The organism is Flagellimonas oceanensis (assembly GCF_003992595.1).
Classification (GTDB): domain Bacteria; phylum Bacteroidota; class Bacteroidia; order Flavobacteriales; family Flavobacteriaceae; genus Flagellimonas; species Flagellimonas oceanensis.
The window spans coordinates 155,163-169,652 of sequence record NZ_RZNA01000047.1 but is presented as its reverse complement, the minus strand read 5'-3'; the positions used below and the strand labels follow the sequence as shown (position 1 = coordinate 169,652).

Sequence of the window (14,490 nt, the reverse complement as noted above, 5' to 3'; positions counted from 1 at the left end):
CCAGAGACCCATGCCCAGACCCTATATTTTGGCCGAAACCAATTGGAAACACCTCAAGGACGAATCTTTTGATTTGGCCATTTTACCTTGGGGAGCCACCGAAGCCCACAACTACCATCTCCCCTACGCCACCGATGTGATAGAAGGCACTTCGATAGCTGAGGAATCCGCCAGAATAGCCTGGGAGCAAGGAAGCAAGGTCGTAGTACTTCCCACTATCCCTTTTGGGGTAAACACAGGGCAATCGGACATATATCTGGATATGAACCTGAATCCGAGCACCCAATTTGCCATATTGAAAGACCTCATTACCGTATTGGACCGCCAGGGCGTAAAAAAGTTCATGATCATGAACAGCCATGGAGGCAACAACTGGAAAGCGATCGTAAGGGAACTGGGGCTACTTTTCCCAGATATGTTCCTTTGCGTCACGAATTGGTTTAAATTGGGCACTGAATCTGGTGTTTTTGACCTTCCCGGAGACCATGCAGATGAAATGGAGACCAGCCTTATCCTACATTTGACCCCAGAATTGGTATTACCTAAAGAAGATTGGGGCGATGGACAAGAACTCAAAAACAAAATCAAAGCCTTTTCCGAAGGTTGGGCCTGGACGGAACGACCCTGGTCCAAAATAACCAAAGACACCGGTGTTGGCGATCCAAGCAAAGCTTCAAAGGAAAAAGGCGAGGTGTTCTTCAATCTGGTTTGCGCCAAAATGGGACAGCTATTAGTGGATATCGCTGAGGCAGACATGCAAAACCTATACCAATAACAGTTACTTACCCCTACATATCAACAAATTGATACGCCAACAATAGTCAAAACACAATTTAAATGTAAATTTAACGTTAACTAATTGTAAACTTAACGTAACATATCGTATATTTGTTACATAAACTCAATTAGTTATGACAGCTCGAATCAATGCATGGTGGAGATTGATGATTAAAAAATATCAGCAATTATGGCATTATGCCAAGGACTACGCAAGAAAGTGTAGATTGGTGTATAAGCGTATGTACAGTATATAATTTAACCCTTATACTTCTGGGGCAAGTACACTACTTTTTTAGTCTCGAAGAATTCTTCCTCAAAATACTCGTTTAAATCAAATACCTGGACGGTTTCGTAGCCCTTCAGTTCCTCTGTAAGGTCTCCGCCTTTAAGATAAAGTATGCCGTTTTTGCGTTCGTGCACAGATTCCTTTTTGATTTTCCCCTTCGTCCAGTGCACAAAGGTGGGCATAGCGGCCACGGCCCGGCTAACGATAAAATCGAACTGTCCGGGAATGTCCTCCACTCGCGAATGATAAGTCTCGACATTGGTCAATCCCAACCCCTCAATCACTTCATTGACCACTTTTATCTTCTTCCCAATAGCATCAACAAGGGTAAATTTCACGTTTGGAAACAAGATAGCCAGCGGAATACCAGGAAAGCCGCCACCGGTCCCGACATCCAAAATTTCGGAACCTTCGTTGAACATCTGTATTTGTGCAATCCCCAGAGAATGAAGTACATGACGCAGGTACAACTCATCAATATCCTTCCTGGAAACCACATTGATTTTCTGGTTCCAGTCCTTATACAACATCTCCAACTTGGCAAACTGCTCTTTCTGTTCATCGTTGAGCGTCGTAAAATATTTATGGATGAGTTCCGCCTTCATGCTCCAAATAGTATTTTTGACAAAGCTAATACTTTTAAAGACCTTAACACCGTTCTAACAGAACCTTGTTAAATCTAAAGAAGCATTTTAATTATCTTTGTACAAACTTTTTTTTTATGGATAAGAATACCATCCGGTTTTCCAGAAGAGATTCCGCACAATTTTTCAGAACGCTGAACAAGAGAGTAAACGAATACTTCAAAGAAAACAACCTTAAGAAAACCGGGAACTGGAAACTTCACTTGAAAACCATTGTGATGTTTGCACTTTTTTTGACCCCCTATTTTTTAATGTTGACCCTTGATTTGCCTTTCTGGGGCTATTTGCTACTTTCCATAACCATGGGTGTGGGCATGGCCGGAGTCGGGATGAACGTAATGCACGATGGAAACCATGGTGCCTATTCCAATAAAAAGTGGGTGAACAAACTCATGGGAAGCAGTATCTACATCCTGGCAGGAAATGTGTACAACTGGCAAGTACAGCACAACGTATTGCACCATACGTACACCAATATCCACGAGCACGATGAAGATATGGAAGCGGGAAGAATCTTAAGGTTCTCCAAGCATGCCGAGTGGAGGAAACACCACAAGTTCCAACACTACTACTCCATTTTCCTATACGGCCTTTTGACCTTCAACTGGGCCATTACCACGGATTTCCAACAAATGTACCGTTACATGAAAAGGAAATTGAGCTATGGAAAACTGCCTAATCCAGTTATGAATTGGTCTACATTGGTCATCACAAAAGTGATTTACTTGACCATTTGGATCGTACTGCCGTTGATTTTTGTTGACATTGCATGGTGGCAGGTATTGCTCGGATTCTTCATTATGCACTATGTCGCAGGTGTAATTTTAAGTGTAGTGTTCCAATTGGCGCACATTGTGGACCATGCGGAAACTCCTTTGCCTGACGAAGAAGGAAACATGAAAAATACATGGGCCATCCACCAACTGTTCACTACTGTGAACTTTGGTACTAAGAACAAGATCGTCAACTGGTTTACCGGCGGATTGAACCATCAGGTAGAGCACCATATCTTCCCGAACATCAGTCACATTCATTACACAAATATTTCAAAAATTGTGAAACAGACCGCGCAGGAGTTCAATTTACCGTACCACGAATATAAAACTACCAGAAAAGCCATAATTTCGCACTTCAAACACTTAAGGGAGCTAGGTAAAAAACCAACGCTTCAGTATCAGTAAAAACGAAGTATCAATGAGCAACCATTTATCTGACAGGATTGCAAACATGTCCACGTCAGCAACTTTGGCCATGGCCGCCAAAGCACGGGAATTACGAAATGAAGGAAAGGATATTATCGGTTTGAGCTTGGGGGAGCCCGATTTCAACATTCCCGATTTTATCAAAGAGGCCGCCAAACAGGCCATTGACGAAAATTATAGCAGCTATACACCTGTTGATGGATACGGAGAGTTAAAAACCGCTATCTCCCACAAGTTCAAAAGAGACAATGACCTTGATTACGGATTGAACCAAATCGTGGTCTCCACAGGAGCGAAACAATCGCTCTTCAATGTGGCCATGGTGGTACTCAACCCGGGTGATGAGGTAATCCTCCCAGCACCTTACTGGGTAAGTTACAGCGATATCGTAAAATTGGCCGAAGGGGTTCCTGTAGAGGTACTTACACAAATCGATACCGATTTTAAGATGACGCCCGAACAATTGGAAGCGGCCATCACACCGAAAACCAAAATGCTCTGGTTCAGCTCTCCTTGCAACCCAAGTGGTTCCGTATACAGCAAGGAAGAGTTGGAAGGCTTGGCAGAGGTACTCAAAAAACATCCTGATATTTATGTGGTATCGGATGAAATCTACGAGCATATCAATTTTACCGAAGGCGGACACACAAGCATTGCTGGCATTGACGGTATGTACGATAGAACCGTTACCGTAAATGGTGTATCCAAAGCTTTTGCCATGACCGGATGGCGTATCGGTTACATTGGTGCCCCGGAATGGATTGCGAAAGGATGTACCAAATTGCAGGGACAGGTTACCAGTGGAGCCAATGCCATTGCACAACGTGCCGTTATCACTGCATTGGAGGCTCCCGTGAGCAAAATCCAGTTCATGATCGATAAATTCCACGAAAGAAGAGACCTTGTTCTCGGTCTTTTGGGAGAATTAGAAGGATTCAATCTCAATGTGCCCGAAGGTGCATTTTACGTTTTCCCAGATATTTCCGCATTCTTTGGCAAAACATTGAACGGGGTTACCATCAACAATGCCTCCGATTTTTCATTGTATTTATTGGAACATGCCAATGTGGCCACGGTTACGGGCGAAGCATTTGGAAACCCGAATTGCATCCGTATATCCTACGCGGCATCAGAAAAAGAATTGAAAGAAGCCATTTCGAGGATAAAGGACGTTCTTTAATCCTCAAACAAAATATGCTGAAATAAATTATTCAGCATCATCCAATAAAATCAAAACCTCTTGGAGTTCACTTCGAGAGGTTTTTTGTTAGGTCTTTTTCCAGAAGTACGGGGTCAATACGATAAGTACGGTAAACAGCTCCAAACGTCCCAAGAGCATCAAGAAACTGCACCACCACTTCCCGGCATCGGGAAGGCTATTGTAATTGCTCACAGGGTTCAGACTGCCCAAAGCCGGCCCCACATTACCCAGTGAAGAGGCAGAACCACCAACGGCGGACACAAAGTCCAAGCCCAAAAATCCGAGAACCAAAGAACCAATGATAAAGAGCAACATGTACAGTACGAAAAAAGCAACAACGTTGTACACAATGTGTTCCGTTACCGTCTTTTGATTGTAACGAACGGGAATCACCGCATTGGGGTGCAGGGTTCGTTTAAACTCCAAGATACCGTTCTTAATAATCAATAAATGGCGCATCACTTTAATTCCTCCCGCAGTGGAACCCGCCGAGCCTCCCAAGAACATCAAACCGAAAAAGAACACGGTCAAAAAGGGTGTCCATGAAGTAAAATCAGCTGAGACAAATCCTGTTGTGGTAATCACGGCAATAACCTGAAACAAGGTGTGCCTAAAGGCACTTTCGGCTTCCCCAAAAACCATGGGATGAAAATCCGAAACAGGAACATCTGCCCTAAAATAAACCCCCAGTGCAGCAATAATGGTAAAAACCACTATAAATCCGAAGTAATATTTAAACTCTTCATCCTTAAAAACACGTTTTACTCGTCCTGTCAGGGCAAAATAACTGAGCACGAAATTACTCCCCGCCAAAAACATGAAGAGCGCTACAATATATTGTATTAGTGGCTGGTCGTTCCAAAAGGCCAAACTGGCGTTTTTAGTGGAGAAGCCCCCAGTAGACATGGTCGCCAACGCATGATTGATGGCATCAAAAAATGACATGCCCGCCAATTTCAACAATAGAGTTTCCAACACGGTGTACCCAAAATAGATAAGCCATAACCTTTTGGCGGTATCCGTGATCCTTGGGTGGAGCTTATCCCCTCCCGGGCCGGGTGCCTCGGCCGCGAACAACTGCATCCCCCCTATCCCTAAAAGAGGTAAAATGGCAATGGCCAACACGATGATCCCCATTCCACCAATCCAGTGTGTAAGGCTACGCCAGAGCAGAACTCCTTCGGGCAATGCTTCAATATCATCCAAAATGGAGGCTCCAGTTGTGGTATATCCCGACATTGTTTCAAAAAAAGCATCGGTAATAGAGGGTATGGAACCGGAAAAAAGATAGGGCAACATTCCTGATATGGACATCACAATCCAACCAAAGGTCACAACAATATATCCTTCTTTCCTTTTAACCTCCTTCTTATGTCCACGTGTGTAGAACATGGCCATCATCCCAAAAAGCATGGTCACAATGGCCGCCAACATGATATCCATGGTAACACCGTCCTTATAAATGCCACTGGCCAGTGCAGCCAATAGCATGAAGGAGCCGTTGCAAAGCAACAGGAGCCCCATAATGTGGATAATGATTCGTGTATTGAGCTTCATTAGAGGAACAGCTTTTCGATCCGCGGTATGGCCTTTGGCAAGCAGCAGACCACTACCTTATCCCCTTCGGCAATCCTAAAATCACCCAAGGCAATGATTCCTTCCCCATTCCTGATAACCCCACCGATACTTGCTTCGCGTGGAAAATTCAACTCCCTGATGATTTCTCCATTCACAAGGGACGATGCCTTTACCTCAAACTCCAAAATCTCAGCGTTCAAATTGTTCAAACGGGTCAGGGCAAGCACTTCTCCCTTTCGGATATACCTAAAGATACTATTGGCCGCAAGGAGTTTTTTATTGATGAGGGTATCCACACCTATGGAATGGGACAATTGGAAATAGTCCATGTTTTCCACCAAGGCAATGGTTTTTTTGATCTTCTTGTTCTTGGCCACCAAACAGGACATGATATTGGTCTCTGAATTGCCCGTAACCGCGATAAAAGCATCCATGGATTCCAAATTTTCTTCCTCCAACAGCTCCACATTTCTTCCATCTCCATTGATGACAAGGGCATGGGGCAGTTCATCTGCTATATCGAATGCTTTTTCCTTGTTCTTCTCGATCAATTTCACATTGAACTTTTTGTTGCAAAGGTCTCGCGCTGTTTTATAGCCAACCTTACTTCCCCCAAGGATCATCACATTTTTGATATCCTGCTTTTGCATCCCCGAAAGCTTGTACAATTCCTCAACCCCCTTATCGGAAGTGATGAAGTACACTTGGTCGCCTTCTTTGAAAACGGTATCCCCTCTTGGGATCAAAGTAAACTGAGTTCCCGTTCGCTGAAGGGCAATGGGCATGAAATTGAGTTCTGGGAATATTCTTGCGGCTTCCTTGACCATTTTACCTACAAAAGGGGCTGTCTTGGGCAGTATTACCCCGAACATGGTCAACAATCCTTCTTCAAATTGATAGGTATCGTTAAAAGCGGACTGATTGAGCATCAACTGGATTTCCATGGCTGCGAGTCGCTCTGGGGAAATCAATTCATCTATACCCAATTGGTCGAATTTGATGAGTTTCCGGTTGTCCATGAACTCCGTATTGGAGATTCGGGCCATGGTACGTTTACAGCCCAATTGCTTGGCAAGAACACAAAGGGTCAAATTTGTGGTTTCCGAAGCAGTGACCCCGATTACGAGATCGGAATCGTCCACCTGCGCATCCTGCAATACCTGAATGGATGTGGCATCCCCCCGAAGCACCCGAATATCCAAATGGTTATCCGCATAGGAAAGTCTTTCCTTATCGGTATCGATCAAAGTAATATCCTGAGCCTCGTAGGACAACAATTTCGCCAAGTGGAACCCCACTTCACCAGCACCTGCAATAATGATTCTCATTGATTAGAATAGGATGTGTTCTTAAATAAACCCCATTTGCACGCTGCAAATGATGCTAAGAATGGTACGCTATACTTAAACTCCATACTTTTAACCAAATACGGAAAATAAATCCCTTTGGAGGGCAAAATTACACAAATATTTTTGTCTGCATCCCTTTAGCTAAGTTGTATATTTGCCAGCAAATTGAAGCAATGTCAAAAAAGGTAACGCCCTACAAAGAGTCCGAGCTTGGCAAAAAAGAGCAGGTAAAACAGATGTTCGATAACATTTCTGGCAATTACGATGGTCTTAACCGGGTAATTTCCTTGGGAACGGATGTAAAATGGCGCAAAAAAATAGTGGCCTTTTTAAAGGACAAATCCCCTGATTCCATTTTGGATATAGCTACGGGCACAGGCGACCTTGCCATTGCCATGACAAAGACAGGTGCGGAGAAAATAGTGGGCCTGGACCTTTCCCCAGGCATGCTGGAGGTCGGCAAGGCCAAGGTTTCCAGCAAAAGCCTACAAGACACCATTGAAATGGTGCTGGGCGATAGTGAAAACCTCCCTTTTGAGGACAATTCATTTGATGCCATTACCGTGGCGTTCGGCGTACGGAACTTTGAAAACCTGGAAAAAGGACTCGAGGAAATTTACAGAGTGCTGAAACCAGCGGGGCATTTTGTGGTTTTGGAAACTTCGGTCCCTACCAAAACACCTTTTAAGCAAGGGTACAAACTCTACACCAGGTATATTTTGCCCACTATTGGCAAAGTTTTTTCCAAGGACAAGTCCGCTTACAATTATTTGAGTGAATCCGCCTCGGTTTTCCCCCACGGAGAGGCTTTCAACAATATTTTGAAGAAAATTGGGTTTATAGGTGTAGAGAACAAACCGCAGACCATGGGTGTAGCATCCATTTATGTCGCTTCAAAATAGATTAATGAAAAATCTCCTTTTTCTTTTGGGACTGATTGTATTGTCGAACAACCTAGCAAACGCCCAGTTTGGTAGCGACCCCATTCTAAATCTTCAGAGCGAGGATAAGAAGTTTTTGAACTGGGGCTATTATCTCGGTTTCAACCAATACGACTTTCAGTTTGAATATAAAGATGATATTGGCAAGGACATTTTGGTGGACAAAAGCTTTGGTTTCAATGTAGGTCTGATCGGCGAACTCCGCATCAACGAGTTTTTGGATGCCCGTTTTGAACCAGGGCTGCTCTACACTTCCAGGACTTTGGGTTTTCCCGGGTTTACCGAACAGGTTGATGCGTTGCGCGAAGTTCGTTCCACCTATATCCGGTTTCCATTACTGATCAAGGCCAGTACCCGAAGAATAGGAAACTGGAAGCCTTTCATTATCGGCGGAGTTTACACTTCCATCAATTTGGGAAGCAACGAAGATAGCTTGGACGACAATAGTAGCGGACAATTTAGGATGAAGCAGAATGTTTATGGCTACGAGCTTGGTTTTGGGATTGATTTTTATACCGAATATTTCAAGTTCACCCCGTCCATAAGAGGGGTATTTGCCCTTACCGATGAACTCGTTCCCGATGCGGACCCAAACAGCCCTTGGACCGGAAACATTGCCGCCATGCGTACACGGGGCATCTTCATCAACTTCACTTTTGAGTAAACTAACCCCTTCGAATCTCGTTCAATAGGATCGCGGTCGCTGTGGCCACATTGAGACTTTCCGTAGTAACTGATCCATATTGCGGAATAGAAATCCTTTCAGAGATAAATTTTTCGACCCGGTCGGAAATCCCATTGGCCTCGTTGCCCATCACCAAAATTCCTTTTCCTCCCAAATCAGCTTCATAAATCGGCTTACCATCCATATACGCTCCATAGACGGGAAGCTTTGTACGGCCCAAAAAAACCGCTAGGTCCAAATATGAGATGTTCACTCTCGCTATGGACCCCATAGTGGCCTGAAGTACTTTTGGATTATAACAATCCACAGTATCAGCTGAGCACACAAGTTGTTTTATTCCAAACCAATCACAAAGTCGAATGATGGTTCCCAAATTACCCGGATCCCTAACGGCGTCCAAAGCCACAATCCAATCATTAGCTATGCCCTCCTTGGGTTGGACCATATGAAAAACTCCCAATACGCCATTGGGCTTTTTCAAATTACTCATTTGCTTCATATCCTTTTCGGATACGACCTCAACTTCTTTGCTGCTCCCGACAAGGCCAATGTCATCAACAAAAACCTTAAAGGGCTTCATTCCAGCTCCCAACAATTCATTTACCACCTTCTCCCCCTCGACCACAAAGAGTCCGTGTTGAGATCGGTACTTTTTTTGCTTTAGGCTAACAACTAGTTTAATTTGGTTTTTTGTAACCATCTAAATCGTGTATTTTTGGCTTCTATGAATGGTTCTTTTGGTGTAACATGCAACTGGGCAAAAATAGGGTTATTGTTGCTTTTGCTAAGCATTTTGGGTTGCAATACCTTAAAAAAGGTTGGGGAGGATGAGTTATTGCTCACCAAAAACACCATTTTGATCGATGACGAAAAAGTTACCGATAGCGAAATCAAGGGCCTTATCAGCCAAAAGCCGAACAGCAGTGTGCTGGGCTACCCCCTTAAACTTAATCTTTATAATCTTGCCAAGGAAAATCCCGATTCATCCTTTCAGGATTGGCTCCATCGAAAGGAAAAAAGGGAAAAACGCCTTGACAAGCTGCTTTCGGAAAAACAGGTCAATAGACTTCGCGAATCGTTCCTGGTAAAGGGGTACAGTGATTTTTTGAAAAGAATTGGGGAACCTCCCGTAATCATCGACACCTCGGAAACCAACAAATCCCTGAGCAAACTAAAATCCTATTACAATACCAAAGGATACTTCAACAATACCGGAGCATATGAAATTGTGAACGGCAAAAGAAAGAAAAGGGCCCAGATCGAGTACAACATTACCCTAAACTCGCCCTACATCGTGGATACCATCCAAAAGAACATCACATCACCAGAGTTGGACTCCATTTACGACCAAGCCAAAAGGCAAAGCTTTGTAAACCAAGGCGAACAATTTGACTTGGAAAAATTCACCATGGAGCGGGAGCGCTTGACGAACCTATTCAGAAACTCAGGGGTTTATAATTTTCAGGAAAGCTCCATCAACTATACCATTCTCAGGGACACAACCATGGCATCGGACGATCAATTGATGGATGTGCAATTGAACATTAAAAAATTCCGAAGCACAAACGATAGCACGGATACCAACATGCCCTACAAAGTGGCCCGTCATAAGCAAATCAATATTTATGCGGATTATGACATCAATGGAGCCATGGACACTTTGAAAAGCGTGCAGCATGAAAACTACAATATATACTACAGTGGCAAACTCAGGTATAGGCCCAAAGCACTTACCGATGCCATTTTCTTTGAAAAGGACAGCATATACCGTGATCTGGACAGGATTCGAACCTATAGGCAAATCACCAATCTCAATACCTTTAAATACCCCAACATTGATTTTGTGCCCGATTCCACACAAACAAAACTGGAGACAAATATTTATTTGGCTGCGAAGCCCAAATATTCGCTGAACCTGAATTTTGATGTTACCCACTCCAACATCCAGCAAGTAGGTACTGCCTTTAGTGCCTCGGTTATCACACGTAATGTTTTTGGGGGAGCTGAAACCTTGAATGTTTCGGCCAGGGGATCCATTGGATTGTTGAACGATGCCTCACTGTCCAACGAAACCTTTACCTCCGAACTCGGCGGGGACATCAACATTACCTTTCCACGCATTTGGCTTCCCTTTGGCACGGAAGGCATCATACCATACTATATGTTGCCCCAAAGCAGGCTGTCCGTAGGTACCAACTTCCAGCGGAACATTGGATTGGACAAACAGTCACTGAACTCCATTTTATCCTATAATTGGTCCCCAAACGCACGACTCAAAAACAATATTGAACTGTTGAACGTGGAATTTGTCCGCAATGTAAACACCAATAATTTCTACAATGTCTACCGAAACACCTTTTCCAATTTGGATGACATTGCAGATGATTTTCAGGACGACCCCAACTATTCCCCCTATTTTGAGCCCATTCAAGAGGAAGGGGAAGACCCAAGGTTAAGTATTCCCACGGGAGCAAACAATTTCGTGCGTTATGTTTTGAATGATTCAATCCCCGTGAGCCCAGAGGATAGAGAATTGGTGAACAGTATTGAGGAAAGACGTATCAGGTTAACGGAGAACAACCTGATTTTCGCCACCAATTTCACCCATACCAAAAACAGCAAGTCAGGGATAAACGATCTTGATTTCTACCAATACCGCATAAAATTGGAAAGCGCCGGAGGCATGCTCTCCCTACTGACCAACGTGATTCCCTTCAACAAAAATACCAACGGGCAAAATCTAGTGTTCAGCGTTCCCTATTCTCAATATGTGAAAACAGAGTTCGACTACATCCGTCACTGGAGCATTGGCGGTGGACAGGTAATCGCTTTCAGGAGTTTTTCCGGGCTGGCCATTCCCTACGGCAACTCGGACAACGTACCTTTTGTTCGCAGTTACTTTGCCGGTGGCTCCAACGATAACCGAGCATGGAACGCCTACGAACTGGGGCCGGGAAGCACGGACAACATCAACGATTTTAACGAGGCCAACCTAAAACTCGCCCTCAATCTAGAGTATCGTTTCCCTATCGCGGGGGATGTAAAAGGGGCTTTATTCGCCGACGCTGGCAACATTTGGAACGTCTTCGACAACGAGACGAACCCGGATGCCATTTTCAGCGGGTTCTCCTCATTGGGCGACATAGCACTGGGAACCGGATTGGGCCTTCGTTACGATTTCACCTATTTTGTTTTCAGACTGGACGTAGGGTTCAAGGCCTATAATCCCGCCAAAGATTGGTCTGATCGTTGGTTCGACGGATATAACTTCAAACAAGCCGTCTTCAACATCGGTATCAATTATCCTTTCTAGAGCAAATATTTTATTACTTTTGTTTCCTATTTAATTCGAAACCAATATAACTATGTCCCACAATATCAAGCCCGGGGTTGCTACCGGCGACGAAGTACAGGCAATTTTCAACCATGCAAAAGAGAACGGATATGCACTTCCGGCCGTAAACGTAATCGGTTCGGACAGTATCAATGCCGTAATGGAAACCGCCGCCACATTGAACTCTCCCGTAATCATTCAATTCTCTAACGGAGGAGCTCAGTTCAATGCAGGTAAAGGTCTATCAAACGAAGACCAAAAAGCTGCCATTTTGGGAGCAGTTGCCGGCGCAAAACATGTTCATCAATTGGCCGAAGCTTACGGAGCGACCGTAATCCTTCACACAGACCACTGTGCCAAAAAATTGTTGCCTTGGATCGATGGGCTATTGGACGCTAGCGAAAAGTATTACAAAGAAACTGGCAAATCATTGTTCAGTTCACACATGATCGACCTTTCCGAAGAGCCGATCGAGGAAAATATTGAAATCTGCAAAGGGTACTTGGAGCGCATGAGCAAAATGGACATGACTTTGGAGATTGAATTGGGAATCACCGGAGGTGAAGAAGATGGTGTGGACAACACCGATGTTGACGATTCCAAATTATATACCCAGCCCGAAGAAGTAGCCTTTGCTTACGAAGAGCTTTCAAAAGTCAGCCCTAGGTTTACCATTGCAGCGGCATTCGGTAACGTTCACGGGGTATACAAACCGGGTAACGTAAAACTGACTCCGAAAATCCTTAAGAACTCCCAAGAGTTCATTACAGAGAAATACGGTGTGGAGCACAACCATATAGATTTTGTATTCCACGGAGGCTCCGGTTCCACTGTAGAAGAAATTAGGGAAGCCATTGGTTACGGCGTCATCAAAATGAACATCGATACCGATTTGCAATATGCATTTTTGGAAGGTGTTCGTGATTACATCCAAGGTAAAGCGGATTACTTGCAGACTCAAATCGGCAACCCTGATGGGGATGACCAACCCAACAAAAAATTCTATGATCCACGTGTTTGGCTTCGTGAAGGAGAAAAAACCTTTATCGCCCGTTTAAAAAAGGCCTTCGAAGACCTGAACAACGTAAACACCTTGTAAGCCTTTAATCTAACTAAATATTGATTGCATGTCGTCTTGGTTTAAAAGAAAGGAAAAAGGAATACAGACCGCTACCGAGGAGAAGAAAGACACCCCCAAGGGGCTGTGGTACAAATCCCCTACCGGTAAGATTGTCGAGGCCGAGGATTTGGCCAAAAACTTCTATGTAAGTCCAGAAGATGATTATCATGTGCGCATAGGCAGTAAGGAATATTTTGAAATCCTTTTCGATGACAACAAGTTCAGTGAACTTGACACGAAAATGACATCCAAGGACCCTTTGAAGTTCGAGGACACCAAAAAGTATTCCGACCGTCTAAAAGCTGCCCAGAAAAAAACAGGGCTAAAAGATGCTGTGAGAACCGCAGTAGGTAAATCCCAGGGCAAGGACATTGTCGTGGCCTGTATGGATTTTGCTTTTATCGGAGGTTCCATGGGCAGTGTGGTAGGCGAGAAAATATCGCGTGCCATCGATGTGGCCAAAAGAAAGAAGGTTCCATTTGTGATGATCTCCAAATCCGGAGGTGCACGTATGATGGAAGCTGCACTTTCCTTGATGCAATTGGCCAAAACATCCGCCAAGTTGGCCCAGTTGGCCGATGCAAAGATTCCGTACATCTCGTTATGTACAGATCCGACCACAGGAGGGACCACCGCTTCGTACGCCATGTTGGGGGACATCAACATTGCCGAACCCGGTGCACTGATCGGTTTTGCTGGACCAAGGGTGGTAAAGGACACCACAGGAAAAGATCTTCCCGATGGCTTCCAAACATCCGAGTTTTTGAAAGAACACGGCTTTTTGGACTTCATTACCCATCGTAGGGACTTGAAGAAAAAAATCAATCTGTACATAGATTTGATTACCAATCAACCTGTAAGAAATTAAAAAAAGCCCCGAAATTCGGGGCTTTTTTGTTTTACCAATGGAAAATCGGCAAGAAGTCTTTAAAATTCAAATAAAAGCCTATCTTTGCACGCTGATTGAAGGTCAATCAATACATAAAAATCATTTAAATAATATTGGAATGTATTTAACAAAAGAAGTAAAGGCCGAGATTTTCAAGAAACACGGCGGCTCTGAGAGCAACACCGGTTCTACGGAAGGACAAATCGCTTTGTTCACGCACCGTATCAACCACTTGACAGGACACCTTAAAAAGAACCATAAAGATTACAACACTGAGCGTTCTTTGGTGGCATTGGTAGGTAAAAGACGTAGTCTTTTGGATTACCTGAAGAAAAAAGACATTGCAAAATATCGTTCCTTGATCAAGGAATTGAATATTAGAAAATAAAAACACAAGGGGAGGCTTAGGCTTCCCCTTTGTTTTGGTTGAACATGTTTCAACAGAAAGTCCCGGGAAATCGGGCAAACACAAAAAGCTACA

Annotated in this window: 13 protein-coding genes; 9 read left to right on the top strand and 4 right to left on the bottom strand. The window is 44.0% G+C overall.

All coding sequences use genetic code 11. The annotated features are described in order from the left end of the window. Positions 1–10 precede the first annotated feature (10 nt). Positions 11–775, top strand: coding sequence for a creatininase family protein (locus tag EO132_RS13780; protein WP_127138420.1), 765 nt, complete (start codon positions 11–13; stop codon positions 773–775). Positions 776–1,035: 260 nt separating this feature from the next. On the opposite strand, the gene rsmG is transcribed toward EO132_RS13780, so the two are convergent. Further along, complete coding sequence (rsmG, locus tag EO132_RS13775; RefSeq protein WP_127138419.1) at positions 1,036–1,671, bottom strand: 16S rRNA (guanine(527)-N(7))-methyltransferase RsmG; 636 nt, start codon at positions 1,669–1,671, stop codon at positions 1,036–1,038. 116 nt (positions 1,672–1,787) lie between these two features. Between rsmG and EO132_RS13770 the strand changes: the two genes are divergently transcribed. Further along, positions 1,788–2,891 carry a fatty acid desaturase family protein gene (locus tag EO132_RS13770; RefSeq protein WP_127138418.1) on the top strand — a complete coding sequence of 368 codons (1,104 nt, stop codon included), beginning with the start codon at positions 1,788–1,790 and terminating at the stop codon, positions 2,889–2,891. A gap of 13 nt (positions 2,892–2,904) precedes the next feature. After that, on the top strand, positions 2,905–4,092 hold the full coding sequence (locus EO132_RS13765) for a pyridoxal phosphate-dependent aminotransferase (RefSeq protein ID WP_127138417.1): 1,188 nt from the start codon (positions 2,905–2,907) through the stop codon (positions 4,090–4,092). A gap of 87 nt (positions 4,093–4,179) precedes the next feature. Here EO132_RS13765 and EO132_RS13760 read toward each other — a convergent pair whose 3' ends face one another. Beyond that, on the bottom strand, positions 4,180–5,670 hold the full coding sequence (locus tag EO132_RS13760) for a TrkH family potassium uptake protein (RefSeq protein WP_127138416.1): 1,491 nt from the start codon (positions 5,668–5,670) through the stop codon (positions 4,180–4,182). Then, entirely contained in the window at positions 5,670–7,019 is a 1,350-nt protein-coding gene (gene trkA, locus EO132_RS13755) for a Trk system potassium transporter TrkA (protein WP_127138415.1), read from the bottom strand. Before trkA ends, EO132_RS13760 begins: the two co-directional genes overlap by 1 nt. Positions 7,020–7,213: 194 nt before the next feature. Between trkA and ubiE the strand changes: the two genes are divergently transcribed. Further along, the gene (gene ubiE / locus EO132_RS13750; RefSeq protein WP_127138414.1) at positions 7,214–7,942 is read left to right on the top strand and encodes a bifunctional demethylmenaquinone methyltransferase/2-methoxy-6-polyprenyl-1,4-benzoquinol methylase UbiE; all 729 of its coding nucleotides are present in this window, start codon (positions 7,214–7,216) and stop codon (positions 7,940–7,942) included. A gap of 4 nt (positions 7,943–7,946) precedes the next feature. Beyond that, positions 7,947–8,645, top strand: coding sequence for a type IX secretion/gliding motility protein PorT/SprT (gene porT, locus EO132_RS13745; protein ID WP_127138413.1), 699 nt, complete (start codon positions 7,947–7,949; stop codon positions 8,643–8,645). A 1-nt stretch (position 8,646) separates the two neighbouring features. Here the strand turns inward: porT and EO132_RS13740 are convergent, their stop codons facing one another. Then, complete coding sequence (locus EO132_RS13740; protein WP_127138412.1) at positions 8,647–9,366, bottom strand: TrmH family RNA methyltransferase; 720 nt, start codon at positions 9,364–9,366, stop codon at positions 8,647–8,649. 72 nt (positions 9,367–9,438) lie between these two features. On the opposite strand from EO132_RS13740, the gene tamL reads away from it, so the two are divergent. From tamL to rpsO, 4 genes are all read left to right on the top strand, one after another. Then, positions 9,439–11,979, top strand: a complete 2,541-nt coding sequence (tamL, locus tag EO132_RS13735) for a translocation and assembly module lipoprotein TamL (RefSeq protein WP_313781234.1) — start codon at positions 9,439–9,441, stop codon at positions 11,977–11,979. 52 nt (positions 11,980–12,031) lie between these two features. After that, the gene (fbaA, locus tag EO132_RS13730; RefSeq protein ID WP_127138411.1) at positions 12,032–13,099 is read left to right on the top strand and encodes a class II fructose-bisphosphate aldolase; all 1,068 of its coding nucleotides are present in this window, start codon (positions 12,032–12,034) and stop codon (positions 13,097–13,099) included. 28 nt (positions 13,100–13,127) lie between these two features. Then, positions 13,128–13,988, top strand: a complete 861-nt coding sequence (gene accD / locus EO132_RS13725) for an acetyl-CoA carboxylase, carboxyltransferase subunit beta (RefSeq protein WP_127138410.1) — start codon at positions 13,128–13,130, stop codon at positions 13,986–13,988. 139 nt (positions 13,989–14,127) lie between these two features. Next, positions 14,128–14,397 (top strand): 30S ribosomal protein S15, encoded by a 270-nt coding sequence (gene rpsO, locus EO132_RS13720; RefSeq protein ID WP_127138409.1) that lies wholly within the window; start codon positions 14,128–14,130, stop codon positions 14,395–14,397. Positions 14,398–14,490 lie beyond the last annotated feature (93 nt).